This window comes from Gallibacterium anatis DSM 16844 = F 149 (assembly GCF_000379785.1).
Classification (GTDB): Bacteria; Pseudomonadota; Gammaproteobacteria; order Enterobacterales; family Pasteurellaceae; genus Gallibacterium; species Gallibacterium anatis.
The window spans coordinates 1-26576 of sequence record NZ_KB903692.1 but is presented as its reverse complement, the minus strand read 5'-3'; the positions used below and the strand labels follow the sequence as shown (position 1 = coordinate 26576).

Annotated in this window: 23 protein-coding genes and 1 other RNA gene; 13 read left to right on the top strand and 11 right to left on the bottom strand. The window is 40.9% G+C overall.

What is annotated here, in order from left to right:
• The coding region (locus A3EO_RS12700; protein WP_018346331.1) for a transposase at positions 1-418 on the top strand (418 nt) is incomplete at its 5' end.
• Between the two features lie 112 nt (positions 419-530).
• Here the strand turns inward: A3EO_RS12700 and mnmE are convergent.
• The 5 genes from mnmE to rpmH all read right to left on the bottom strand — a co-directional run bounded on the left by mnmE (position 531) and on the right by rpmH (position 4322).
• Positions 531-1892: a tRNA uridine-5-carboxymethylaminomethyl(34) synthesis GTPase MnmE gene (mnmE, locus tag A3EO_RS0105480; RefSeq protein WP_172459780.1), complete on the bottom strand. Its 1362-nt coding sequence runs from the start codon at positions 1890-1892 to the stop codon at positions 531-533.
• A gap of 71 nt (positions 1893-1963) precedes the next feature.
• Positions 1964-3586, bottom strand: a complete 1623-nt coding sequence (yidC, locus tag A3EO_RS0105475; protein ID WP_018346329.1) for a membrane protein insertase YidC — start codon at positions 3584-3586, stop codon at positions 1964-1966.
• Positions 3586-3852: a membrane protein insertion efficiency factor YidD gene (yidD, locus tag A3EO_RS13120; RefSeq protein WP_018346328.1), complete on the bottom strand. Its 267-nt coding sequence runs from the start codon at positions 3850-3852 to the stop codon at positions 3586-3588. Before yidD ends, yidC begins: the two co-directional genes overlap by 1 nt.
• Entirely contained in the window at positions 3807-4175 is a 369-nt protein-coding gene (gene rnpA / locus A3EO_RS0105470) for a ribonuclease P protein component (RefSeq protein ID WP_080558794.1), read from the bottom strand. The genes yidD and rnpA overlap by 46 nt, the downstream gene beginning before the upstream one ends.
• A gap of 12 nt (positions 4176-4187) precedes the next feature.
• Positions 4188-4322, bottom strand: coding sequence for a 50S ribosomal protein L34 (rpmH, locus tag A3EO_RS0105465; RefSeq protein ID WP_013745661.1), 135 nt, complete (start codon positions 4320-4322; stop codon positions 4188-4190).
• 330 nt (positions 4323-4652) lie between these two features.
• Between rpmH and dnaA the strand changes: the two genes are divergently transcribed.
• The 3 genes from dnaA to recF are packed head-to-tail and all read left to right on the top strand — an operon-like array spanning position 4653 to position 8214.
• Complete coding sequence (dnaA, locus tag A3EO_RS0105460) at positions 4653-6020, top strand: chromosomal replication initiator protein DnaA (protein WP_018346327.1); 1368 nt, start codon at positions 4653-4655, stop codon at positions 6018-6020.
• Between the two features lie 11 nt (positions 6021-6031).
• Positions 6032-7132, top strand: coding sequence for a DNA polymerase III subunit beta (gene dnaN / locus A3EO_RS0105455; protein WP_018346326.1), 1101 nt, complete (start codon positions 6032-6034; stop codon positions 7130-7132).
• A gap of 2 nt (positions 7133-7134) precedes the next feature.
• Positions 7135-8214, top strand: coding sequence for a DNA replication/repair protein RecF (gene recF / locus A3EO_RS0105450; RefSeq protein ID WP_018346325.1), 1080 nt, complete (start codon positions 7135-7137; stop codon positions 8212-8214).
• 16 nt (positions 8215-8230) lie between these two features.
• Here the strand turns inward: recF and rluC are convergent, their stop codons facing one another.
• Positions 8231-9196, bottom strand: coding sequence for a 23S rRNA pseudouridine(955/2504/2580) synthase RluC (gene rluC, locus A3EO_RS0105445; RefSeq protein WP_018346324.1), 966 nt, complete (start codon positions 9194-9196; stop codon positions 8231-8233).
• A gap of 431 nt (positions 9197-9627) precedes the next feature.
• On the opposite strand from rluC, the gene rne reads away from it, so the two are divergent.
• Positions 9628-12618: a ribonuclease E gene (gene rne / locus A3EO_RS0105440; RefSeq protein ID WP_018346323.1), complete on the top strand. Its 2991-nt coding sequence runs from the start codon at positions 9628-9630 to the stop codon at positions 12616-12618.
• Positions 12619-12697: 79 nt separating this feature from the next.
• On the opposite strand, the gene A3EO_RS0105435 is transcribed toward rne, so the two are convergent.
• The 3 genes from A3EO_RS0105435 to A3EO_RS0105430 all read right to left on the bottom strand — a co-directional run bounded on the left by A3EO_RS0105435 (position 12698) and on the right by A3EO_RS0105430 (position 13863).
• A complete protein-coding gene (locus A3EO_RS0105435) occupies positions 12698-13294 on the bottom strand; it encodes a 5-formyltetrahydrofolate cyclo-ligase (RefSeq protein WP_018346322.1) in 597 nt (198 codons plus the stop codon).
• 18 nt (positions 13295-13312) lie between these two features.
• Positions 13313-13492: non-coding RNA, 6S RNA (gene ssrS, locus A3EO_RS13115), on the bottom strand.
• 68 nt (positions 13493-13560) lie between these two features.
• Entirely contained in the window at positions 13561-13863 is a 303-nt protein-coding gene (locus A3EO_RS0105430; protein ID WP_018346321.1) for a cell division protein ZapA, read from the bottom strand.
• A 137-nt stretch (positions 13864-14000) separates the two neighbouring features.
• Between A3EO_RS0105430 and A3EO_RS0105425 the strand changes: the two genes are divergently transcribed.
• The 6 genes from A3EO_RS0105425 to udp all read left to right on the top strand — a co-directional run bounded on the left by A3EO_RS0105425 (position 14001) and on the right by udp (position 19715).
• On the top strand, positions 14001-14555 hold the full coding sequence (locus A3EO_RS0105425) for a UPF0149 family protein (protein ID WP_013745653.1): 555 nt from the start codon (positions 14001-14003) through the stop codon (positions 14553-14555).
• Positions 14556-14566: 11 nt separating this feature from the next.
• Positions 14567-15901: a Xaa-Pro aminopeptidase gene (gene pepP, locus A3EO_RS0105420; RefSeq protein ID WP_018346320.1), complete on the top strand. Its 1335-nt coding sequence runs from the start codon at positions 14567-14569 to the stop codon at positions 15899-15901.
• Between the two features lie 2 nt (positions 15902-15903).
• A complete protein-coding gene (ubiH, locus tag A3EO_RS0105415) occupies positions 15904-17091 on the top strand; it encodes a 2-octaprenyl-6-methoxyphenyl hydroxylase (protein WP_018346319.1) in 1188 nt (395 codons plus the stop codon).
• Complete coding sequence (locus tag A3EO_RS0105410) at positions 17091-18311, top strand: FAD-dependent 2-octaprenylphenol hydroxylase (RefSeq protein ID WP_018346318.1); 1221 nt, start codon at positions 17091-17093, stop codon at positions 18309-18311. Before ubiH ends, A3EO_RS0105410 begins: the two co-directional genes overlap by 1 nt.
• Positions 18312-18467: 156 nt before the next feature.
• Positions 18468-18929 (top strand): transcriptional regulator AsnC, encoded by a 462-nt coding sequence (asnC, locus tag A3EO_RS0105405; RefSeq protein ID WP_013745649.1) that lies wholly within the window; start codon positions 18468-18470, stop codon positions 18927-18929.
• A gap of 27 nt (positions 18930-18956) precedes the next feature.
• Complete coding sequence (gene udp, locus A3EO_RS0105400) at positions 18957-19715, top strand: uridine phosphorylase (protein ID WP_013745648.1); 759 nt, start codon at positions 18957-18959, stop codon at positions 19713-19715.
• Between the two features lie 72 nt (positions 19716-19787).
• On the opposite strand, the gene polA is transcribed toward udp, so the two are convergent.
• Complete coding sequence (polA, locus tag A3EO_RS0105395; RefSeq protein ID WP_018346317.1) at positions 19788-22565, bottom strand: DNA polymerase I; 2778 nt, start codon at positions 22563-22565, stop codon at positions 19788-19790.
• Positions 22566-22706: 141 nt separating this feature from the next.
• Positions 22707-24125, bottom strand: coding sequence for an aspartate ammonia-lyase (aspA, locus tag A3EO_RS0105390; RefSeq protein WP_013745646.1), 1419 nt, complete (start codon positions 24123-24125; stop codon positions 22707-22709).
• Positions 24126-24463: 338 nt separating this feature from the next.
• Between aspA and A3EO_RS0105385 the strand changes: the two genes are divergently transcribed.
• Together A3EO_RS0105385 and groL are read left to right on the top strand one after the other, a co-directional pair.
• Complete coding sequence (locus tag A3EO_RS0105385) at positions 24464-24754, top strand: co-chaperone GroES (RefSeq protein ID WP_013745645.1); 291 nt, start codon at positions 24464-24466, stop codon at positions 24752-24754.
• A 26-nt stretch (positions 24755-24780) separates the two neighbouring features.
• A complete protein-coding gene (gene groL, locus A3EO_RS0105380; protein ID WP_018346316.1) occupies positions 24781-26427 on the top strand; it encodes a chaperonin GroEL in 1647 nt (548 codons plus the stop codon).
• Positions 26428-26576 lie beyond the last annotated feature (149 nt).

Here is a 26576-nt window from a genome sequence, read left to right as displayed (position 1 = left end):
AGAAGGTTATCACACTTATAAATCCAACCCGACCTACTGCCAAACTTGCCCACTACGCTCACAATGTACCCAAAACCAAAAAGCCGAACGCCTCATCACCAGGCATCTCTACCAAGATGCCGTGGACAATGCCAATGCAGTGAGAGTATCGAGGCAGGGCAGAAAACTTTACCAACGCCGAGCGGAAACCGTAGAGCGCAGCTTTGCGGATGCCAAACAACATCACGGACATCGCTATGCTCGTTATAGAGGATTATCCAAAGTGCAAATGCAATGCTTCCTGGCGGCTATAGCACAAAATATCAAGAAAATCGCCCTGGTGGTATGGGCTATTTTGTCTTATTTATGGCGTCAATTTTACTTGTTTGAGGCATGGGTAAAACAATCAGCGAAAATGACCGCTGGCACCGTTATCTGAAAGGAAAAGCAAGAGAAAAGCAACAAAGTAAAAAAACAAACCCACTTTTATCAAATGATTTTGGAAAGGTGGGTTTGTCAGCGGTCTGAAATGCGTGCTGAGCACGCATTTTTTATTTGCCGATACAGAAAGAGCTGAAAATATTACCAAGTAAATCATCAGAAGTGAATTGTCCCGTGATCTCGCTGAGTGCGTTCTGTGCCATTTTCAATTCTTCAGCCAACAGTTCACCGGCATAGAATTGAGTTAATTGGATATGCCCTTGCTGCAAATGTTGCGCTGCTTGCTCTAATGCTTCCAAATGGCGACGACGAGCTAAAAAGCCTCCTTCGGTAACGGTTTGATAGCCGATACTCTCTTTGAGATGCGCTTTCAATAATTGAATACCTTGCTGCGTTTTGGCGGAAAGGGTAATGGTGGTATAACCGTTTTCAGTGCGAATGCCTTCTGTTTCGCTGCTAATATCGGCTTTATTACGAATAATCGTAACAGGGATTGATGGCGGCAATCTGGACATAAATTCCGGCCAAATTTTTTCCGGCAGTGTTTCATCTGTTGTCGTGCTGTCGAGCATAAATAATACACGATCGGCTTGATCAATTTCTTGCCAAGCCCGTTCGATACCGATACGTTCCACTTCATCCGTAGCGGTACGCAAACCGGCGGTATCAATAATATGCAACGGCATTCCATCCAAGTGAATATGTTCCCGCAATACGTCACGAGTTGTGCCGGCAACATCAGTAACAATGGCGGCATCACGACCGGACAATGCATTCAATAGGCTTGATTTACCGGCATTCGGACGACCGGCAATCACCACTTTCATTCCTTCTCTAAGTAAAGAACCTTGTTTCGCTTGAGATTGGACTTCTGCTACTTTGGCTATAATTTGATTTAAATGCGCTTCGATTTTGCCATCAGCAAGAAAATCAATTTCTTCATCCGGAAAGTCAATCGCCGCTTCAACATAGGTACGTAAATAGATCAATTCATCCACTAATTGATGGACTTTGGTGGAAAATTCGCCTTGCAGAGATTTTAACGCTGAACGGGCTGCCTGTTCTGAACTGGCATCAATCAAATCAGCGATTGCTTCTGCCTGCGCTAAATCAATTTTGTCGTTTAAAAACGCCTGTTCTGAAAACTCTCCCGGTCTGGCTAGACGAATGCCTTTAATCTGTAGAATACGTTTTAAGAGCAGATCCAAAATAACCTGTCCACCGTGTCCTTGCAATTCCAAAACATCCTCTCCGGTAAAGGAGTTAGGTGCTTTGAAAAAGAGGGCAATGCCTTGATCCAACACTGAACCATCAATGTCTTTAAAAGGCAGATAGTTAGCAAAGCGAGGTTTTAATGTTTTTCCTAAAACCTCTTTAGCAACTTGTTCAGAAAGCGGGCCGGAAACACGCAAAATGCCTACGCCACCTCGACCGGGAGGTGTTGCTTGCGCGACAATCGTTTCTTTTTCTATCATATTTTTCTCTTGTTTCTATATAAATTTAAGGCATCTTAATAAAGATGCCTTGCTATTATTTCGTAAATTTATTTATGGCGAGAATGCAATCCTTTCTTTTCCAATCCTCGATAAATAAGTTGTTGTTGCACAATAGTAATGAGGTTTGATACCAACCAGTAAAGTACTAAGCCTGATGGGAACCATAAGAAGAAGAAGGTAAACATCACCGGCATAAACATCATCACTTTTTGTTGCATTGGATCGGCAACCGGAGTTGGCGACATTTTTTGCAATAAGAACATTGATGCCCCCATCAATAACGGCAGAATATAATATGGATCTTGTGCCGATAAGTCTTGAATCCAGCCGAAGAACGGTGCGTGACGCAATTCAACCGCTTCTAAGAATGTCCAATATAATGCGATGAAGATTGGCATTTGCAACAAAATCGGCAAACAGCCACCAAGAGGATTTACTTTTTCTTCTTTATAAAGTTTCATCATTTCTTGGCTCATACGTTGACGATCATCACCGAAACGTTCACGCATTTCCTGAATTTTTGGTTGTAACATACGCATTTTCGCCATTGAAGTATATTGAGCTTTAGTAAGCGGATAAAGAATGGCTTTTACAACAATAGTAACACCTATAATTGCCAAGCCCCAGTTGTGAACAAGGCTTTGAATAAACTGCAATAACCAGAACAATGGTTTTGCAATAAACCAAGCCCAACCATAATCAACGGTTAAATCCAAGTGAGGGGCAACGGTTTCCATCTCATTTTGCAATTTCGGACCGACCCAAAGTTGGCTGCTGATTGTGTCAGTCGCGCCATTGGCAATAGAAGCAACTGGACCACGAAAACCGATATAAGCGAAATCACCTTGTGTTGAGGTGTATAACTGATTATCGGCATCCTGATTTGGGATCCAAGCTGAAACAAAATAGTGTTGCAGAATCGCTGCCCAACCTTGTTTGGTTTTAATTGCGAGATTCTCTTTTTGCATATCTTCAAAAGAGTATTTTTTGTAATTGGTTTCGGATGAAGAGTATGCGCCACCGGTATAAGTCGGCATTGCGATATTTCCGGAACTTTCCACTAAGGTATGTTTAAGCTGGGCATATGGTTGAACTTGAATAGTTGCACCACTGTTATTGGTAACTTCGTAGTTCACTTTGACATCATAACTGTTACGGCTTAATGTGAAAATTTTGCGGTAGGTAACGCCATCTTTGCTGAATGTAAATGGAACGCTCAGTTCATTCTGACCTTCAGCTAAGGTGAAATTATCACCTTCTACTTGATAATCGGCACGTCCGGCAACAGTATCGCTACCGTTAGCACCAATTAATCCGCTTTGAGCAATATAAACTTGTTGAGGTGTATTTTTTAGCAAAGCGAAAGGAGTTTCTGAATGTAATTCAGCACCATATTTTAATAATTGGGCTTCGACAATATCACCGCCTAAGGTATCAATTTTTAAACGCAAGACATCACTTTGTAAGGTGATGATTTTACCTTGCTGTTGATTGTTATCAATGGTGGTGTTGGCTGCTGTACTGACCGTGGTCGGCACTTCACTCTTATCAACTTGAGTTTGGGTTGCAGTCTGCGCCGGTTGAGGATTGTTGTCTATTTCCCATTGTTGGTAAATCAAAAATGAGATAAAGAGCAAAGCAATTACGAGTAAACTACGTCTTGAATCCATTATTTTTTTCTCTGTGGTTTATGATTATCAATATGTGGCGGTACAGGATCATAGCCTGATGAACCAAAAGGATGACATTTTAATATACGCTTCAGTGTAAGCCAACCCCCTTTTATCACTCCGTGTGTTTGAATTGCTTCAATCCCATACTGAGAACAAGTCGGGGTGAAGCGACAACGCGGACCAATCAATGGGCTGATTGCAAGCTGATAAAAGCGGATTATGCCGATGAAGATTTTTTTGAAAAGCGTAGATGTCGTTGCCATAATTTATCTAACATTTTGAATAACAACGCATTATCTATATCACCAATGCCTTTTCTTGCAATGATAATGAAATCATAATCGGGTAATAAATGTTGTTGTAAACGGAAACTTTCACGACAAATTCGTTTAATACGATTGCGTTGATTGGCACGTTTTACATATTTTTTGGCAACAGTTAAACCTAATCGAGGATGCTGTAAAGTATTGGGACGAGCGATAATGGAAATTTCAGGCAAAGAAGCTCTGAAAGGTTGTTGGAAAACAAAATTAAATTGAGAGGGAGTTAACAAACGTAACTCCCGTGAAAAACCTAGCTTAGACACTCGATAATCAGATTATGCACTTAAACGCGCACGACCTTTAGCGCGACGACGAGCTAAAACTTGGCGACCTTTTTTAGTTGCCATACGAGCACGGAAACCGTGGGTGCGGCTACGTTTTAATACAGAAGGTTGGAAAGTACGTTTCATTTTCTTATCTACCTAATAAATAAAGTTTTAATATCCAAAATGTGAAACTGTTAGCGTGAAGCTGAACAGCACCATTTCATTAAAACAAAAAGTTACAATAAAAAGAGGACGCAATTCTAATCATAATTTTGCCATTCGTCAAATATTAAACGGTAAAAAAGCGGTTTTTCGTTCGCTTCTATCGGCAATGCTATATCATAGGTCTGAATGACATCAGAAATACCACTAAAAATTGATCTTTAGTGAAGATCTTAACTGGAGTTTATTGTATGATACACCTCGATTTTAAATGAGTTCAGATAGAAAGCCAATAATCAATAGACCAGACCTATGGAACAGCATAGATTTTCTTCTTTATGGCAAAGTTGCCTATTACAATTGCAAGATAAGACTTCCGAGATAGATTTCAGTACTTGGTTACGTCCGCTTCAAGCGGATATTTCAGATACTACTATGGTTCTGTATGCACCGAACCGATTCGTTCGCGACTGGGTTCAGGATAAATATTTATCTCAAATAGAGGAAATTGTTCGTTTTTTGACGGAAAATCCGCAATTTATTGTGCGTGTCCGTGAAGGAACACGTCCGGTTAGAGAAGCGATTCAAGTGGAAGAAAATGCGTCTGTTGCCGTTACCGAAGCAAATGCGGAACAAGCACAAACAGCGCATAAATTTAAAACTAACCTCAATCCTAAATATGAATTTCATAATTTTGTGCAAGGTAAATCCAATCAGTTAGCCAGAGTAGTTGCACAAAAAGTTGCAGAAAAGATCGGTGACGAAGGCTATAATCCGCTATTCCTTTATGGAGGAACGGGCTTAGGTAAAACGCACTTATTACACGCGATCGGTAACGGTATTTTGAAAAATAAGCCGAATGCCAGAGTGGTTTACATTCATTCCGAACGTTTTGTACAAGAGTTAGTCAAAGCATTAAAAACAGAAACGATTGAAAAATTTAAGAAGTTCTATCGTTCTTTAGATGCGTTATTGATTGATGATATTCAATTTTTCGCCGGTAAAGAGGGATCACAGGAAGAGTTTTTCCATACTTTCAACAGTCTGTTTGAAGGCGGACGACAGATCATTTTGACCTCCGATCGTTATCCTAAAGAGATTGATAAAATAGAAGAGCGTTTAAAATCTCGCTTTAATTGGGGGTTAAGTGTTGCCATCGAACCACCGGAATTGGAAACAAGAGTGGCGATTTTGTTGAAAAAGGCGGAAGAGAGCAATATTGTTTTACCTGAAGAAGTGGCTTTTTTTATCGGTCAGAAATTGCGTACTAATGTGCGCGAATTGGAAGGTGCTTTAAATCGTGTCAGTGCCAATGCGAATTTTACCGGTCAGCCGATCACGATTGATTTTGTGCGCGAAACATTAAAAGATATGTTGGCAGTGCACGATCGTTCCGTCACATTAGATAATATTCAACGTGTGGTGGCGGAACGTTATCGCATCAAAGTCGCTGATTTAAAATCAAAAAGTAAAGCGCGTTCGGTGGTGCGTCCACGCCAAATGGCAATGGCATTGTCAAAAGAGTTAACCAATCATAGTTTGCCTGAAATCGGTCGAGCTTTCGGCGATCGTGATCATACTACTGTGTTGCACGCTTGTCGGAAAATTGCTGAATTACGTGATTCAGACAATAATATCAGTGAAGATTATTCAAATCTTATTAGAACGTTATCAACTTAAAGGTGGGCTTTATGCAATTTATTGTCGCAAGAGAGAATTTATTAAAACCTTTACAACAGGTGTGTGGAGTGTTGAATAATCGTCCATCTTTACCTGTGTTAAATAATATTTTAGTGCAGATTGATGGTGATCGCTTAACCTTAACCGGTTCGGATCTTGAGGTTGAGCTTTCCACTTTTGTGCAACTGGAGTCATCCAGTGAAAACGGCACCTTTACCATTCCGGCGCGTAAATTTTTGGATATTTGCCGTTCATTGAATGAAGATGCTCAAATTACCGTCAATTATGAAAATGATCGTGTTTTAGTTACAGCGGAGCGCAGTAAATTTAATTTAGCTACATTGCCGGCGGAAAGTTATCCGAATTTAACACAGCTGGATGTTGATGTTGAATTAAATATTGAACAATCGGTGTTGCGCCGTGTGATGGAAGCCACCCAATTTTCAATGGCAAATCAGGATGCACGTTATTTTTTAAATGGAATGAAGTTTGAAACTGAAAATAATGTATTAAGAACAGTGGCAACTGACGGGCATCGCTTGGCGGTTTGCGGTATTCAGTTGCAACAGAATGTTCCGGATTATGCCATTATTGTGCCGCGCAAAGGGGTTATCGAGTTAATGCGTTTACTTGATAGCAATAGTGAAAATGCTTATATCCGAATGGGACAAAGCAATATTCAAGTGCATCTTAATAATGTGATTTTTACCTCGAAGTTGATTGATGGACGCTTCCCTGATTATCGTCGAGTGTTGCCGAAGAATGCGGATCGCATTTTGGAAGTGGATTGGAATTCATTAAAACAGGCGTGTATTCGAGCCGCCATTTTGTCTAATGAACGTTTCCGCGGTGTGCGTTTAATTATTGAAGCCAATCAGTTAAAAATTTTGGCGCAGAATCCGGATCAGGAAGAGGCGGAAGAAGTGATTGATGTGAGTTATCAAGGCGAATCGATGGAAGTCGGCTTTAATGTCAGCTACATTTTGGATGTATTAAATGCATTGAAATGTCAGTCGGTGAGAATGCGTTTAACGGATGCCACTTCAAGCTGCTTAATAGAAGATTGTGAACAGAGTAATGCCGAATATGTGATTATGCCGATGCGTTTATAGTTATGGCTTTATCTCAACTCAATATTCAACATTTTAGAAATATTAAAGCCGTGAATTTAGCCTTAAATTCAGGCTTTAATTTTTTAATTGGGCATAACGGCAGCGGTAAAACCAGCCTGTTGGAAGCGATCTATTTTCTTGGACACGGGCGTTCTTTTAAAAGCTCAGTGGTGAATCGTATTATTCAATATGAACAAGCTGAATTCACGCTATTTGCTAAAGTGGAAGAGCAGCAACAGTCGTGGGCATTAGGATTGCAGAAAACACGACAAGGTGAAAATACGATTCGAATCAATGGCAAGGATGGTCATAAAATTTCTGATCTTGCGCATTTATTACCGATGCAGCTTATTACTCCGGAAGGGCTAACCTTGATTAATGGTGGTCCAAGTTATCGCCGCGCTTTTCTTGATTGGGGGTTATTCCATCTTGAACCGCAGTTTCATCATCATTGGTCGGCAATGAATCGTTTATTAAAGCAACGTAATGCAGCATTGCAGCAAGTGGATGATTATGCCTTGCTAAAAATTTGGGATCAGCAATTGTGCCAATTAGCACAACAAATTAGTGAATGGCGACAACGTTATGCGGATGAACTGAAAACAGAAATTACGCAGACTTGCCGCTTATTTTTACCGGAGGTGGAGATCGAAGTTCACTTTTATCAAGGTTGGAATAAAGAGAGTGACTATGCTGATATTTTAATTGAAAATTTTCAACGAGATAAAAGTGTCGGCTATACGATGTCCGGTCCACAACGTGCGGATTTTAAATTCAGAGCAAACGGAATGCCGGCAGAAGATATTCTTTCAAGAGGACAATTAAAGTTATTGATGTGTGCGTTGCGATTGGCACAAGGGGAGCATTTAATGCGGCAGCAGCAACGGCACTGTATTTTTTTAATTGATGACTTTGCTTCAGAGCTTGATCCGAATAAACGAGCCTTATTGGCGCAACGTTTAAAAGAAAGCCAATCGCAGGTGATTATTACCGCGATTACGCCTGAACAGTTGCAGCAACCTTATTGGCAGGAAGGGAGTAAATTTCAGTTGCAGAATGGGGAATTATTGCCTTTAGAATAATGCCCCAAGCGGAACATTAATTGCGCAGCTTTGCTAACAGCTGTTTGCACTGTTGATCCAGCGGTGCAGAGATAACCATCTGTTCACCGCTTTTCGGATGGGTAAAACGAATACTTGCGGCGTGTAGAAAAAGCCGTTGCAATCCGAGCGGTGCTAGCAGTTGATCAAACTCTTTACTGCCATATTTACTGTCGAAAGCAATAGGATGTCCGGCATATTGCGTATGAACGCGAATTTGATGGGTTCTGCCGGTTACCGGTGATGCTTTCACTAAGGTGGCAATCTTAAAACGTTCTTCCACCTTAAATCTGGTTTCCGAAGGTTTTCCTTGATCACTCACTTTTACGATGCGCTCACCACTGGATAATTCATTTTTTAATAAAGGGGCTTTGACCACTTTGCAATGGGACTGCCATTCACCGCGCACTAATGCCAAATAATCTTTTTGTATCGTTTTTTCACGAAGTTGTTGATGTAGATTCCGCAAGGCGGAACGTTTTTTCGCGACTAATAAAATGCCGGAGGTATCGCGATCTAAACGGTGTACCAATTCTAAAAATTTCGCTTGTGGGCGTAAAGCACGTAATGCTTCAATAACGCCGAAACTTAAACCGCTACCGCCGTGCACCGCAATGCCGGAAGGTTTATTGATAATTAATAGTTGATCATCTTCAAATAAAATCTGTTGTTCCAACGCATTAACTTTATTTAATTTGGTTGAAAGTGGTGCAGTATTACTTTTTTCACTGATGCGTACCGGTGGAATACGGACAACATCGCCGACCTGTAATTTATATTCAGGTTTAATTCTGCCTTTATTGACGCGCACTTCACCTTTGCGAATAATGCGGTAAATTAAACTTTTCGGCACGCCTTTTAACTTGGTAAGCAGATAATTATCAATGCGTTGTAGCTCTTCATCCGGCTCGATGGTAAGCAGCTGGACGGCAGCATTAATCACTTTGTCTTCAGATTTATTCATAAGCACTCTAACCTTAAAATTTGTGCGTATCATATCATTAAGACTTTTAAGTTGCGAAAAATATTCTGCCGAGCGACAGCTAAATGCGCTATCTTTAGCTTTCCAAAAGTCAGAGAAAATGAAATAATAGAACGCATTTTTGTGAATCGGATACTGCTGAATTTTTGTAGTTGTATTTGCAAAGATTTGTCGAATAAAACAGATTTTTTGGTGCTGCGATAGGCGTAAGACACCAATATTGTTGATGTTATACAGAACACATTCCAATAAATTCAACAGAAGTCAGCCGGTGAGCGATATAGACCAATAGTGCCGGCTGATATTCTATGCACATAATGAGAGTCGAGAGATTGGCATAACCTGCAACGACAGAATAAAGTGTTGGTATAACATCGTATTGAGAAAGCTATAACAAGAATAGAGAAATAACGATGAAAAGAATGTTAATTAACGCCACGCAAAAAGAAGAGTTGCGTGTCGCTTTAGTTGATGGTCAGCGACTGTTTGACCTGGATATTGAATCCCCTGGGCACGAACAAAAGAAAGCCAATATCTATAAGGGGAAAATTACACGTGTTGAACCTAGTTTAGAAGCGGCATTTGTGGATTATGGCGCAGAAAGACACGGTTTCCTCCCACTCAAAGAAATTGCTCGTGAATATTTTCCGGAAGGTTATGTCTATCAAGGCAGACCGAATATCCGTGATATTTTGCAAGAAGGGCAAGAAGTTATTGTTCAAGTCAGCAAAGAAGAGCGCGGCAATAAAGGCGCAGCTTTAACGACTTTTGTGTCTTTGGCGGGTAGTTATTTGGTGATTATGCCGAATAATCCGCGAGCCGGCGGTATTTCGCGCCGTATTGAGGGTGATGAACGTTTAGAGCTTAAAGAAGCACTTAGCTCTTTAGAAGTGCCGGACGGTGTCGGGCTTATCGTCCGGACTGCCGGAGTAGGGCGTTCTCCGGAAGAGTTGCAATGGGATTTGCACGTGCTGCTTCATCATTGGGAAGCCATTAAACAGGCTTCGGAATCTCGTCCTGCACCATTCTTGATCCATCAGGAAAGCGATGTCATTGTGCGTGCGATTCGAGATTATTTGCGTCGTGATATTGGCGAAATTTTAATTGATAGCCGTAAGGTTTTCGATAAAGTCAAAGAACATATTAAATTGGTTCGCCCTGATTTTATCAATCGTGTCAAACTTTATCAGGGCGAAGTGCCGTTATTCAGTCATTTTCAGATTGAATCTCAAATTGAATCAGCGTTCCAACGAGAAGTGCAATTGCCTTCCGGCGGTTCAATTGTGATTGATGTAACAGAAGCCTTAACGGCGATTGATATTAACTCCGCTCGTTCAACACGTGGCGGTGATATTGAAGAAACTGCCTTGAATACCAACTTGGAAGCGGCGGATGAAATTGCTCGCCAATTACGTTTGCGTGACTTGGGTGGATTGATTGTTATTGACTTTATTGATATGACTCCGGCTCGCCATCAACGTGAGGTGGAAAACAGAATGCGTGAAGCGGTGCGCCAAGATCGTGCCAGAATCCAAATCAGCCGCATTTCTCGTTTCGGTTTGCTCGAAATGTCGCGCCAACGTTTAAGCCCTTCACTTAATGAATCAACGCATCATATTTGTCCTCGTTGTCAAGGCACCGGAAAAGTGCGTGATAATGAATCATTGTCGCTCTCTATTTTGCGTTTGTTGGAAGAAGAGGCATTAAAAGAACATACCAAACAAGTTCATACCATTGTGCCGGTTAAAATTGCAACCTACCTATTAAATGAAAAACGGAAAGCAATTACCGATATTGAAAAACGTCATAATGTGCAAATTGTGGTGGTGCCGCACGAACAGATGGAAACTCCGCATTTCTCTGTGTTCCGCTTGCGTGATGGGGAAGATAACCACACTTTAAGTTATAACTTGGCGAAACTTCACGACATTCAAGAAGATGCTGATGGTGAAGAGTCATTAGTTAATCGCGCCATTGATCTTTCCAATAGTACCACTACGAATCCGACCCCAGAAGTGGCAGCGGTGGAAATTACTATTTCCGAGCCGGCGCCATTAGTGAAAAAGGAAGAAGTTCAAGAGTCCTTATTGGCACGTATTTTGAAAAAACTGAAAGCGTTTTTTGCTGATAATACGCAAGAAGAAAAAGAGAAACAGAATCGAAATCGTAATGGTAATAAACGTCCTCGTCGAAACGATAAAGAGAACAATCGTCAGAAAGATAGACGTAATGAAGAGCGTCGTACCAAAGATGCTTCTAATACTTCAAACAAGGAAGAGCTTAAGCGGACAAAACGTGCTAATCGCAAAGCGGTGGATGATGCGCCAGACTCTGTTTCGGTAGCGAAGAAAGCAGATGAAACCAAGGAAAACAGTAAAGAACAGCAGATTGCGTCACGTCGCCAACGCCGTGATTTACGTAAGAAAGTTCGCTTATCTGAAAGTAATTCGCAACCTAATTCCAATAGAGCAGAAGAAAGCAACGTTGAAAAAACGGTTGAAACTGTAGCTGTTTCTCAAGTTTCTGTTGAAAAAGTGGAAACAGCCAATTTCACTGCGGTTGTCGAGGAAAAGATTGCCACCACAACGGTCGTACAAGAGGAAAATAAACGACAACAAGATGATCATCAAAAACCGCAATCTCCGCTTCCGGAAGAGAAGAGCGAAGCAGCCGTTGACAAGGCTCAGACAGAGAGTGCGGAAGAGAGTGAAAACAGTCATCGTGAAAATAATCGCTCCCGTCGTTTACCGCGTCATTTACGTATGAATAGTCGCAGACGTCGCCATTATCAGGAAACTGTTTCTCCAATGCCGTTGTTTATGGCGGTTGCTTCTCCGGAATTGGCAAGTGGAAAAATCTGTTTGCCGTTTGTGAACCGTGTAGAAAAAGAGAAAAATAATAACTTTGTTTCTGTTGATGAAATGCTTGAGCAGCAAAAACAACATAAAAACGACACGTTGGTGCCAGTGACTTCAGCGGTAGAGAGTAGAGAAAGCAATCCTCGTCCGCTAGAAGCCGTGTTGACAATGGAGGCGAACGGTAAGGAGGCAAAATCCAAACCGAACAGTAGCATTAATCAAGCGATGCAAGCTGAACAGGCAGCTGCTCAACACAGCGTAACGGCGCAATCGCTTACTGTTTCAGCGGAGAAATCAGAAGAGAAGAAAGCAGAACAGCCTTATCTGTCTGATTATCGCTTTGATGGGCGTTTAGGAACCTTTTCGGCAGTAAATCATATTGAGGCAGAGATGACATTGGCGCAGTCTGATGAATTGCCGCCGATGGTATTAAATATTGTTGAATGGAAAGGTTCACGTTATAGCTTTAGAGGCCGTGGTGCAGCAGGTTATCATACTGCGATTGATCACGCGACTGTGGAGCCGACACAAGCAAAAGCTGAATAGATAATTGGAAAAATCAGAGAGCCATACAAGTTTGTCGCTTGTATGGCTTTTTTATTTGGATAGAAAATTAAAAAATGAATTAAACGGCTAGAATTTCAAATAAAGGTATATCCCAATCTTCGGTAGGAATATGTTCAACTTGTTGACAACGATGGGCTAACCCTACCGGTAGAAAAGGTTTATTTTGCCAATTTTCCAACGTTCTGTCATAGAAACCACCCCCCATTCCAAGACGATTTTTTTTCAGATCAAAAGCGACTAAAGGGGTAAAAATAATATCTAACTGTTCAGCCGGTAGAACCTGTCTAACATCCAATTTCGGTTCAAGAATATTAAATTTATTTTTGATAAGTTTAGTGGTTGGGGTGTAAGCAAGAAATAAGAGATTTCCTTCACTAAAAGGATGTAAAACCGGCAAATAGAGATGGTAGCCTTGCCGCCATAATGTTTCAATTAACTGATTTGTTGAAATTTCACCATCAAAAGATAAATAAACTGCAATATTTTTGACGTTTAAAGGCGTTAAAAAATCTACCGCAATTTGTGCAATTTTTTGTTCGGCAAATTTTTGTTGTTGTAACGTTAACGCCGCGCGTTGCTGACGAATAAATTGCCTTAACTGTTGCCGTTGGTGAAATTTGCTGGAAGAGAAATCAAAGGAAGATTGAATGGTCATTGTTTATTTCTGATTCATTAAAGACCCGAGGTGCCGGTGTGGGTGATCGGTCCTTGAACCCTACGGTTCAAGGGAGTCAGTCTTACAATCATTAGGCTTCTTGATAACAAGCTTGCTCACCGACTGTAGGTAACCAACTCTAAAAAATATCAGTATCGGCTCAGGGACGTAACCCATTGTCGAACACCCCAGGTTGTGAATAATAGTACCTTAAATTTCTTAATTTGCCTAGTCAGAGATTAGAATTTCTTGTTTTAAATCAGATTTTATTTTCTGGTAGGCATATTAGATAAAATAGTGCTTAAAGAATGTTCTATTTGTTCAATTTTATTGTTGATTAAATATTCTCGTTCAGAATTTTGCTGTTGCTGGGTTAATAATTCATAGCATAAATTTAAACCAACAATAGTGAGTGCTTTATCCAATTGAATAATTCCGGCGCGATTTTTTAATTCAGAAACCTTTTTTTCCAAAACCTCTGCTGCTTCTCTTAATGCCTGTTGTTGATCTTCCGGGCAGCTTAAACGCAGATTTTGACCAAAAATATACAAATCAATATTTTTAGACATAAAAGACCTCTTAGATAAATAATAAAATTATAGAAATAGCGGTATTATGCCATAGCAAATAAGTTTCGTCATAGATTATTGGTGGATATTGCGGTTGGTGATAGAATGACAACATTTACAATTAGATGGAACATAGAATGGTTGCAATAACAGCTCAACAATTGAGCAATGAATTAAAACAGGCGGGCATTGCCCTAAATGGCGTAGAATTACACGGTCTTTTAAGCGGATTTATCTGCGGTGGCATTAAAGATGAAAGTTGGAAAACATTGCTTTATAAATTCACTAATGACGATCACGCGTATCCCATCCAATTATTAACAAAAATCACCGAACTTTATCAAACACTACATAAAAATTTAGCGGATATTACAGAATTTGAGTTTGATCTTGATTTAGGCGAGTCAGGTGACGTTTTCCAAAATATTAATGCACTCAGCGAATGGAGTAATCACTTTTTGCTCGGCTTAGGTTTAGCTCAACCAAATTTACAGCAAGAAAAACAAGCGGATATTGTTGAGGCAATATCGGATTTACGTGATATTTGTCAGCTAGGTTATGAAGACGGTGATGATGAAGAGGGGTTGGAACAGGCTTTCGAAGAGATTGTTGAGTATTTAAGAACGATTGCAATGTTGTTTTATTCCCATTTTGGTCAGGCTCAGGCAACAATGCACCGAACTGTGCATTAAGGAACAATTTTATGGATTTAAGTTATATGGCAGAGATGCCGAAAGCGGAGTTTCAGCAACGTCGTCAACGCGTGTTGGAACAAATGTCGGATAACAGCGCACTTATTCTGTTTTCGAGTTTGGAGTGTAAGCGGAATGCGGATACTACCTATCCGTTTCGTCAAGACAGTTACTTTTGGTATTTAACCGGATTTAACGAACCGGATTCAGTGTTATTGTTGAAAAAGAGCAATAACGAACAGCACGCTATGCTGTTTTTGCGTCCGTCCGATCCATTAATGGAAACTTGGAACGGACGCCGTTTGGGTGTAGAGAGGGCTACAACAGAGCTGAATTTGGATGCTGCTTTTTCGATTGAAGATTTGCAACAACAACTACCGCTGTTATTAAACGGCACACAAACACTCTATTATGCGCAAGAAGTTCAGGCTTGGGGTGATGAAGTTGTGCGTCAGACATTGTCTTTAATGCGTGCTAAACAGCGTCAGGGATTGCGCGTGCCATTGACACAAATTTGCTGGCGTCCAATTTTAGATGAAATGCGTTTATTTAAGTCAGAAAACGAAATTCGTTTAATGCAGCAAGCAGGGCAAATTTCAGCATTGGCACATATGCGAGCAATGAAACAGGCTCGTCCGCAGCGGTTTGAATATGAATTGGCAAGCGAATTGTTGCACGAATTTAACCGTTTCGGTGCGAGATCTGAATCTTTCGGATCGATTGTTGCAAGCGGTGATAATGCCTGTATTTTGCACTATACAGAAAATGATCGCTTAATGCAGGACGGTGATTTAGTGTTAATTGATGCCGGTTGTGAATTTGCTATGTATGCCGGCGATATTAGCAGAACTTTCCCGGTGAACGGCAAATTCAGTCAAGCACAGCGAGAGGTTTATCAAATTGTGCTTGACGCACAAAAACGAGCGATAGAATTGTTGGTTAATGGCAGCTCCATCAAGCAAGCGAATGATGAAGTGTTGAAAATTAAGGTTGCAGGCTTGGTTAAATTAGGCATTTTATCCGGTGAGGTAGAGCAGTTAATCGCAGATAAAGCCTATTTACGCTTTTATATGCACGGTTTGGGACATTGGCTCGGATTGGATGTTCACGATGTCGGAGAATATGGTGAAAATCGTAGCAGAACATTGGCGCCCGGAATGGTTGTGACGGTTGAACCGGGGTTGTATATTCCTAATGCAGAAGATATTCCACCAGCTTATCGAGGCATTGGCGTTCGTATTGAGGATGATCTACTGATTACCGATTATGGCAACAAGGTGTTGACCGCAGCAGTGCCGAAAGAGATAGATGAAATCGAAGCCTTAATGGCAGCTAACAAGGATTAATTATGCAACAACACTACGACTTGATCATTGGTGGCGGTGCAATGAATGGTTTAACGCTTGCCTTGGCGTTATCCCATTTTTCATCGCAGCGATTGAAAATTGCTGTGGTTGAAAAACGGTTGCAGCAAGAACAACAAGGAGTGGGATTTGATACACGTTGTGTTGCTTTGTCTGATGGAACTTGTCGTAAGTTAGCCCAAATTCCTTTTTCTGAACACTATTCATTATGGGACAAAATGCAGGCATTTGCCGAACCGATTAAACAGGTGCATATTTCTGAACAGCACCATTCAGGCATTGTCGAAATTAATGCTCAAGAGTTGCATTTGTCGCAAGTCGGCGCGGTTGTTCCATTAAGCGAAATGGGGTTAATGTTTAGCCAAGCGTTAAAGGCTCGACCGAATATTGATTTTATTTGTCCGGATAGCATTGTTGAGTTGCAAACATCAAAACAACAGATTTCCGTATTATTACAAAGTGGACAACAACTAAGTGCAAAATTGCTTGTGGCGGCGGATGGCAGTGATTCAAAAATTGCTGAATTGGCAAAGATTGCCACCGAAACGGTGCATAATTACCAGCAAACAGCGATTATTGCCAATGTGAGAATTTCCAGCTCACATAACGGGCGGGCTTTTGAACGCTTTACTACACAAGGGCCAATTGCATTATTGCCGTTAGCGGACAAAATGATGTCATTAGTGTTTTGTACGAAAGTGCCGGAACAGCTACTTAATATGAATGATGAACAATTCATATCGCATTTACAACAGCAGTTCGGTTGGCGTTTAGGTGCGTTTCAGTCTGTTAGTCGCCGTTATGCCTATCCATTAATGTTAAAACGGGCGACATCTTTTGTCGGAGATCGTATTGCGTTAGTCGGAAATGCAGCACAAACACTGCACCCTGTGGCAGGGCAAGGCTTTAATTTAGGAATTCGTGATGTTTTTGCATTAGCGAAAATTGTGGCGGAAGCAGATGAGATCGGTTCGGCAGCAATGTTGCAACAGTATCAGCAGCAGCGCCTTGCCGATCAACAGCACATTATTGGCTTAACAGATAATTTAGTGCAAATTTTTAGTAATTCATTGTTACCGTTACAAATTTTGCGCAATTTAGGCTTAATTGGTTTAAGCAGCTGCGCTTTATTGCGAAATCGTTTTGTACAACCTACTTTGGGAATAATTTAATGAAAACGTTCGATATTGTCGTCATTGGTGGCGGAATGGTTGGGTTGGCATTCGCACAAGCTTTAAAACAGAGTGCTTGTTCGATAGCTGTGATTGAAGCGAATAATACGGTATTTGATTTATCGAATATCGGTTATCGAGTGAGTGCATTAAATCTTTCTTCCGAAGCGATGTTGCGACAATTCGATGTTTGGCAGCAGTTAAAAGCGTGGCGAGCAACTGCCTATGCAGAAATGCAAGTGTGGGAAAAAGACAGTTTCGGACGCATTGAGCTTAATACCGAGCAGCTTGGTGTTGAACATCTTGGGCATATTGTGGAAAATCAACTGATTCGCCAGGCATTATATCAAGCGGTTGTCGCTCAAGAAAATGCTGAAGTGATTGTGAGCAGACCGGTGTCGTTGGGTGTCAATCAGGACAATGCGATTTTAGGCTTAGAAAATGGTGAAATTTTAGTCGCAAAATTGGTGGTTGGTGCAGACGGTGCGAATTCGTGGTTGCGACAACAGGCGAATATTCCGCTGGTTTTCCGTGATTATCAACATTCGGCTTTAGTGTGTAATGTGGAAACGGAGGAACCGCATCAACAAATTTGCCGCCAAATTTTCTCTCCTGATGCCATTTTAGCCTTTTTGCCGTTACATCAGCCTCATTTAAGTTCGATTGTTTGGTCGCAGGATCCGGCGCAAGCAGAGGCGATGGCGAGTTGTGATCCGCAACAGTTTAATCGCTATTTAACTACGGCGTTTGATAACAGATTGGGTTTATGTAAGTTGGTCACACAACGTAGCGTCTATCCGCTTACGGCGCGTTTTGCTCGACAATTCGCCGCACAGCGTATTGCTTTGGTTGGTGATGCTGCGCACACAATCCATCCTCTTGCCGGTTTAGGCGTGAATTTAGGGTTTATGGATGCGTTGGCATTGGCAGAAGAGGTAGATAAACATTTAGCTCAAGATAAAGATATCGGCAGTTATCGTCATTTGCGCCATTATGAGCGTTGGCGTAAGGCGGAAGCATTAAAAATGTTGGCGGCAATGCAAGGCTTTAAGGATCTTTTTGCCGGTGAGCAGCCATTAAAAAAATTGATACGAGGCGTGGGCTTATCATTAACCAATCAATTCTCGCCGATTAAGCAGCAATTTATTCAGCAAGCAACCGGATTAAGTGGGGATTTGCCACAGCGGGTTAGACAGTTAAATCTCTTTGATTTAGCTTGAAATTTTGATCTGCTTCACATTTTTGTTGGAAGAATGGCAAGAAAATGGATTTTGTCTTGAAACAAATCAGCAACTCTCTTACCATTAGAAGAAATTTATTTTTTATATTGATAAATTATATATTATCTAATCATTTCATTACTTATAAGGCTGAATATGCAACCAGTTACCAATATTGATCATTTGGATCAGCAGATTTTACGTGTGTTAACGCAAGACGCTCGCACTCCGTATGCGGAAATGGCGAAAAATTTCGGCGTTAGTCCGGGAACGATTCACGTTCGAGTCGAAAAAATGCGCCAGTCCGGTATTATTGAAGGCACAAAAGTTAAAATCAATGAAAGACGTTTAGGCTATGATGTTTGTTGTTTTATCGGCATTATCCTGAAAAGTGCGAAAGATTATGAAAAAGTGATCGCAAAACTGAAAGATTTTGATGAAGTGGTAGAGGCCTATTACACAACCGGAAATTATTCTATATTTATCAAGGTGATGACACATACTATTGAAGAGTTGCATCACGTGTTGGCAACGAAAATTCAACTGATTGATGAGATCCAATCGACTGAAACCTTGATCTCAATGCAAAATCCTATTCTCCGAGATATAAAACCATAACATACAAAAATAAAATAAGGAGGCTGTATGTCTGATGTGTTTCATTTGGGCTTAAAGAAAACAGATTTGGATGGAGCTACCCTAGCCATTGTGCCGGGTGCGCCGGAAAGAGTTCCTGTTATTGCTAAGCTGTTGGATAATCCTAAATTTTTAGTATCTACACGTGAATTTACTTCGTGGCTCGGCTATTTGCACGGTAAAGCGGTGGTTGTCTGTTCCACCGGTATTGGCGGCCCATCGGTATCCATTGCCGTTGAAGAGTTGGCGCAGCTTGGGGTACGTACCTTTTTGCGTATCGGCACAACGGGAGCGATTCAACCGCATATTAATGTCGGTGATGTGTTGATCACCACCGGTGCGGTACGTTTGGATGGTGCAAGCCAACACTTTGCGCCGTTAGCGTATCCGGCAGTGGCGAATTTTGAATGTACCACCGCACTTTATCGTGCAGCGCAAGAATTAAATCCGAACAAAACTTATGTCGGCATTACGGCTTCATCGGATACTTTCTATCCGGGGCAGGAGCGTTATGACACTTACAGCGGTAAAGTTTGGCGTAAGTTTGCCGGCTCTTTGAAGCAGTGGCAAGAGCTCAATGTGATGAATTTTGAAATGGAATCGGCAACACTGTTTACAATGTGTTCGGCGTTAGGGTTGCGCGCCGGTATGGTTGCCGGTGCAATTGTTAACCGTACACAGCAAGAAATTCCTAATGAGGCGACAATGAAAGCGACCGAAGAGAATGCCGTGAAAATTGTTGTGAAAGCGGCGGAATATCTTCTTTAAGTGTTTTTCTAAAGGTGAAAATAAATTCAGGTTTCAAAAGAAACCTGAATTTTTTGTTTTTAAATCAAGAGATTAGTGAGCTTGATCCCAATTATCACCAAAGTTAACTTCAACAATAAGCGGAACACTTAATTTAACGGCATTTTCCATCATATCCTTGATAATTTTTTCATAGTATTCGACTTTATCCTCTTTGACTTCAAAGACCAATTCATCGTGTACCTGCATAATCATTCGAATATCGTTTTTATCGGCAATAAAGCGATCAATATCGATCATCGCTTTTTTGATAATATCGGCGGCAGTACCCTGCATCGGCGCATTGATCGCGACACGTTCCGCTGCTTTACGTCGCATCCCATTGCTTGATTTTAATTCAGGTAAATAAAGTCTGCGCCCTAATAATGTTTCAACGTAACCCTGCTGTTTTGCTTTCTCTTGGATGTCATTCATAAACTGTTTAACGCCGGGATAACGATGGAAATAACGATCAATGTAAGTTTGCGCTTCATTACGAGGAATTTGTAATTGGCGAGCCAAACCGAACGCACTCATTCCATAAATTAAACCGAAATTGATCGCTTTGGCACGATAACGTTGTTGTGAAGTGACTTGCTCCAATGGCACATCAAACACTTCAGCAGCGGTCGAACGGTGTACATCCAAACCGTGCGAAAAGGCATAAGCCAAACCGGCATCAGCGGAAAGATGTGCCATAATGCGCAACTCAATTTGTGAGTAGTCCGCCGCAACTACTTTAAAGCCTTGCGGCGCGATAAACGCCTGACGGATTTTTCTGCCTTCTTCGCTCCGAGTCGGAATATTTTGTAAATTCGGATCAGATGATGATAAGCGCCCGGTAATCGTCACTGCTTGGTGATAAGAGGTATGCACACGACCGGTATTCGGCTCGATCATTTGCGGCAGTTTATCGGTATAAGTCGATTTCAATTTACTGAAACCACGATGTTCAACCAATAATTTTGGTAACTCGTGTTCATAAGCCAGTTCTTCCAACACCTCTTCATTGGTTGAAGGCGCACCTTTAGGGGTTTTCTTTAACACCGGCAAGCCCAGTTTACCAAACAGAATTTCCTGTAGCTGTTTAGTTGAAGCCAAATTAAATGCTTGTCCGGCAAGTTGGTGAGCCTGCTGCTCCAATTGGATAAGTCTGGCATTGATTTCCTGTGATTGCTGATAAAGTAGATCACTGTCGATCAAAACGCCGTTACGCTCCATTCTGGCTAATACTTGCGAAAGCGGCAGTTCCACTTCAGTAAAGAGTTTCACTAAACTTGGGGTTTGATTCAGTTGTGGCCATAAAACTTGATGCAGTTTAAAGGTAACATCCGCATCTTCTGCTGCATATTCGGCAGCTTTATCGATTTCAATTTGATCAAAGGTAAGTTGACCTTTGCCTTTACCTGCCAAATCTTCAAAATGGATGGTATCGTGATGTAAAAAACGTTTCGCCAAATCATCCATATTATGGCGACCGGTGCTGTCTAATGTATAAGACTCCAACATTGTGTCATACACAACACCTTGCAATTCAACGCCGTGTCTGGCAAGAATGGTTAAATCATATTTTAAATTTTGACCGACTTTTTTGATGTTCGGATCTTCCAGCACAGTTTTTAACTCCGCCAACACGGTTTTCCAGCTAAGTTGTTGCGGACAATCGAGATAATGATGTTGTAGCGGCAAATAGGCAGCTTCACCATTCTCTAACGCAAAAGATAAACCGACCAATTTTGCTTGCATATAATTCAAACTATTGGTTTCTGTATCGATGGCAAATAGAGAGGCATTACTTAATTTTTCACGCCATTGTTGTAACTGTTCTTCCGTTAAAATGGTTTGATAGCGACTACGATCAACTTTAATTGCACTTGATTGAATTTCACGGCTTGGTGTGGCTTTGACCATCGTGCTGCTATTCTGTGCAGTGCTCACCGTGTTTTCATTTAACAGTTCGTTTAACCAGCGTTTAAATTCGTAACGTGCATAATATTCGATTAATTGATCGCGGTTTTCCGGTTGTAATGTCAGCTGTTCAAAGGTTACGTCTAACGGCACATCGGTTTTAATGGTCGCCAATTTATAGGAAAGATCGGCATCTTCTTTGCCGGCAAGGAGTTTATCTGCCAATTTTTTTGCACCGCGAATCGGTAAATCGGCAACTTTGTCTAATTGCGAATAGATATCGGCAATACCGCCAAGTCCTTGTAACAAGGCTACGGCAGTTTTATTCCCGACACTAGGCACGCCCGGAATATTATCCGAACTGTCGCCCATTAATGCCAATAAATCGATGATCAATTCCGGTGGCACTTCATATTTTTCAATTACGCCTTCGCGATCCAATAACGTATTGGTCATGGTATTGATGAGCATAATTTTATCATCAACCAACTGCGCCATATCTTTGTCGCCGGTACTGATTAACACTTCACGCCCTGCTGCGGAAGCCTGTTTGGCTAAGGTGCCGATAACATCATCCGCTTCAACGCCTTCAACAATCAACAAAGGCAATCCCAACGCTTCAATCATTTGATGAAGTGGTTGGATTTGCTGGCGTAAATCTTCCGGCATCGGTGGACGGTGTGATTTGTATTGTTCAAACATTTCATCACGGAAAGTTTTCCCTTTTGCATCAAATACCACTGCGATATGTGTCGGATTAACCTCTTTTAAGAGGCTTTTCAACATATTTAATACGCCATACATTGCGCCGGTCGGTTCTCCGGCGGAATTGGATAATCCTAAACGAAAATTGGCGTGATAGGCACGATATAAATAAGATGAACCGTCAACAAGGACAAATGGATTTTCTGCGATTTGCGGCATAACTTTCTCGATTTGATTTAATGAATAGATAATATTTTTATAAAAGGGTCATTCTAAGCAGTGAAAATGAAATTGCAACCGGAAACCAAATAAAAGAGCCCGTTTTTAGGCGGACTCTTAGTTGGGGTTGATTGAGAAAAATTACTTGTTCAATTTTGCTTTGTAAGTTGGATTCATTAAGTTTTCAACAGAAAGAATATCATTTAATTGTTCTTCAGTAAGTAAACCTAGTTCCAACACCACTTCTTTTACGCCTTTGCCGGTTTTCGCACAGATTTTACCGACTTTATCACCGTTATGGTGTCCGATAAATGGATTGAGGTAAGTCACGATACCGATTGAATTAAAGACATAATTTTCACAAATTTCTTTATTTACGGTAATGCCGTCAATACATTTATCTCTCAAGTTAACGCAAGCATTGGTAAGAATACTGATAGATTCAAACATCGCTTGACCGATAACAGGTTCCATTACGTTAAGTTGTAATTGACCGGCTTCAGCGGCCATAGTGACAGTAATATCGTTACCCATTACTTTGAAGCAAACTTGATTAACTACTTCAGGCACAACCGGATTAACTTTCGCCGGCATAATGGAAGAGCCTGCTTGTAATTCAGGTAAATTAATTTCATTTAAGCCTGCACGAGGGCCGGAAGAGAGCAAACGCAAGTCGTTACATACTTTAGAAATTTTAACCGCAGTACGTTTTAACGCACCGTGAACCATAACATAAGCACCGCAGTCAGAGGTGGCTTCGATTAAGTTTTCTGCTTTAGTGCAAGGCAAACCGGTTACTTTTGCTAAATTTTGTACGACTAAATCGGTATAACCTTTCGGTGTATTGAGTGCGGTACCGATAGCGGTTGCACCAAGGTTAACTTCTAATAATAGAGCAGCAGTTTTTAATAGATTTTTGATCTCTTCATCAATTAATACGGCAAAAGCCTTGAATTCTTGACCGACAGTCATTGGAACAGCATCTTGCAACTGTGTACGACCCATTTTTAAAATATTGGCAAATTCATTTGCTTTATTTTGGAAACCGTCGTGTAGATATTGAAGTTTGTCGACTAATTTTAAAATACTGTTATAAACTGCAATACGGAAGCCGGTTGGATAAGTATCGTTGGTTGATTGGCTGGCATTAACGTGATCCATCGGATCTAAGAATTGATATTCACCTTTTTTATGACCAAGAATTTCAAGCGCAATATTGGCAACCACTTCGTTGGTATTCATATTAACGGAAGTGCCCGCACCGCCTTGATAAATATCAGATGGGAATTGATCCATACATTTACCGGTGGTTAAAATTTCATCGCAAGCGGCAACAATAGCATCGGCAATATTTTGCGGAATTGCACCGAGTTCTCCGTTAGTCATTGCGGTGGCTTTTTTTACCATTACCATTCCGCGAACAAATTCAGGCACATCGGAAATTGTGTTATTGGAAATATTGAAATTTTCGATTGCCCGAAGGGTATGAATTCCCCAATATACATCGGCAGGAATATCTCTTTCGCCAAGTAAGTCAACTTCTTTACGGAATTCGCTCATAAAACACCTCAAATTAATTATTTTGTAATAAAAATCAAATTGATAAATAAAGAGAAAATCTATTTTTTATCAATCTGTGTCAAATCTGTTTGTAGCGTATTATAGGAGTTGTTTTTATGGAATTTTGTGATGTGGATCATAAAATTTAAATCAGCAAATAGGAGTTATTTTTATTTAATTCATTAGTTTTTTTTATAGGTTTAAGTCGGAGAAAAATTTTTTAATCTTCCCCTTGAAAGCGTTTTTGTGATCCCCATTTCTACAAACGTTCAACGAAACGGGTATACAGGTATGATGCCCAAAACCAATTTTAGCTAAAAATGTATAGGAGTACTTTTATGAATATTCGTCCATTACACGATCGTGTAATTTTAAAACGTGAAGAAGTAGAAACTAAATCTGCCGGCGGTATCGTTTTAACCGGTTCAGCAGCTCAAAAATCCACTCGTGGTAAAGTGTTGGCTGTGGGTAAAGGTCGTATTTTGGAAAACGGTCAAGTACAACCGCTTGACGTAAAAGTCGGCGATGTAGTTATCTTTAATGATGGCTATGGCGTGAAATCAGAAAAAATTGATGGCGAAGAAGTGTTAATCATTTCTGAAAGCGATATTTTGGCAATTGTAGAATAATAAGATAAAGGAAGAAGGAAGATAAAATGGCAGCAAAAGATGTAAAATTCGGTAATGACGCACGAGTAAAAATGCTTAACGGCGTTAACGTGTTAGCGGATGCGGTAAAAGTAACTTTAGGACCTAAAGGACGTAACGTAGTATTAGATAAATCATTCGGTGCGCCTACCATTACTAAAGACGGTGTTTCTGTTGCACGTGAAATTGAATTGGAAGATAAATTTGAAAATATGGGTGCACAGATGGTGAAAGAAGTTGCTTCTAAAGCCAATGATGCAGCCGGTGACGGTACCACTACAGCAACAGTGCTTGCACAAGCTATCGTAAATGAAGGTTTGAAAGCAGTTGCTGCCGGAATGAACCCAATGGATTTGAAACGCGGTATTGATAAAGCCGTTGCGGAAGTGGTCGCAGAATTAAAAAATCTTTCTAAACCTTGTGAAACTTCAAAAGAAATTGAACAAGTCGGTACCATTTCAGCAAACTCTGACAGTGTTGTTGGTCAAATTATTGCTCAAGCAATGGAAAAAGTGGGCAAAGAAGGGGTTATTACTGTTGAAGACGGTACAGGTTTGGAAGACGAACTTGCTGTTGTGGAAGGTATGCAGTTCGACCGTGGTTACCTTTCTCCATATTTCATCAATAAACCGGAAACCGCAACCGTTGAATTCGACAATCCATATGTTTTATTAGTGGATAAAAAAATCTCTAATATCCGTGAATTGTTGCCGGTACTTGAAGCAGTAGCGAAAGCAGGTAAACCATTGTTAATCGTTGCAGAAGATGTTGAAGGTGAAGCTTTGGCAACATTGGTAGTGAACACTATGCGCGGCATTGTGAAAGTAGCAGCAGTAAAAGCACCGGGATTTGGTGATCGTCGTAAAGCAATGTTACAAGATATTGCAATCTTAACTGCTGGTACAGTTATTTCTGAAGAAATCGGTATGGAATTAGAAAAAGCAACCTTAGAAGATCTTGGTCAAGCCAAACGTGTTGTGATTTCTAAAGACAATACTACTATCATTGACGGTGTTGGTGATGAAGCACAAATTCAAGGTCGTGTAGCACAAATTCGTCAACAAATTGAAGAATCTACTTCTGATTATGATAAAGAAAAACTCCAAGAACGTGTGGCTAAATTAGCCGGCGGTGTGGCAGTGATTAAAGTCGGTGCTGCAACAGAAGTAGAAATGAAAGAGAAAAAAGCGCGTGTTGAAGATGCATTGCACGCCACTCGTGCTGCTGTTGAAGAAGGTATCGTCCCAGGGGGCGGTGTTGCATTGATTCGTGCAGCAAGTAAAGTTGCAGGCAAATTAGCAGGCGAAAACGAAGATCAAAATGTAGGTATTAAACTTGCTTTACGTGCAATGGAAGCACCACTTCGTCAAATCGTTACTAATGCCGGTGAAGAAGCTTCTGTTGTTGCAAGCAAAGTGAAATCCGGTGAAGGTAACTTCGGTTATAACGCCGGTGCGGAAGTGTACGGTGATATGTTGGAAATGGGTATCCTTGACCCAACTAAAGTTACTCGTTCTGCATTGCAATTTGCTTCATCTATCGCCGGTTTAATGATCACTACCGAATGTATGGTCACTGAATTGCCAAAAGATGAAAAAGCAGATTTAGGTGCTGCCGGAATGGGCGGTATGGGTGGAATGGGCGGTATGATGTAATCGCTTGAAACCCTAATAATCTGATTAAAAATACCGGCTTAATGCCGGTATTTCAGACCGCTGACAAACCCTCCTTTCCAAAATCATTTGATAAAAGTGGGTTTGTTTTTTTACTTTGTCGCTTTTCTCTTGCTTTTCCTTTCAGATAA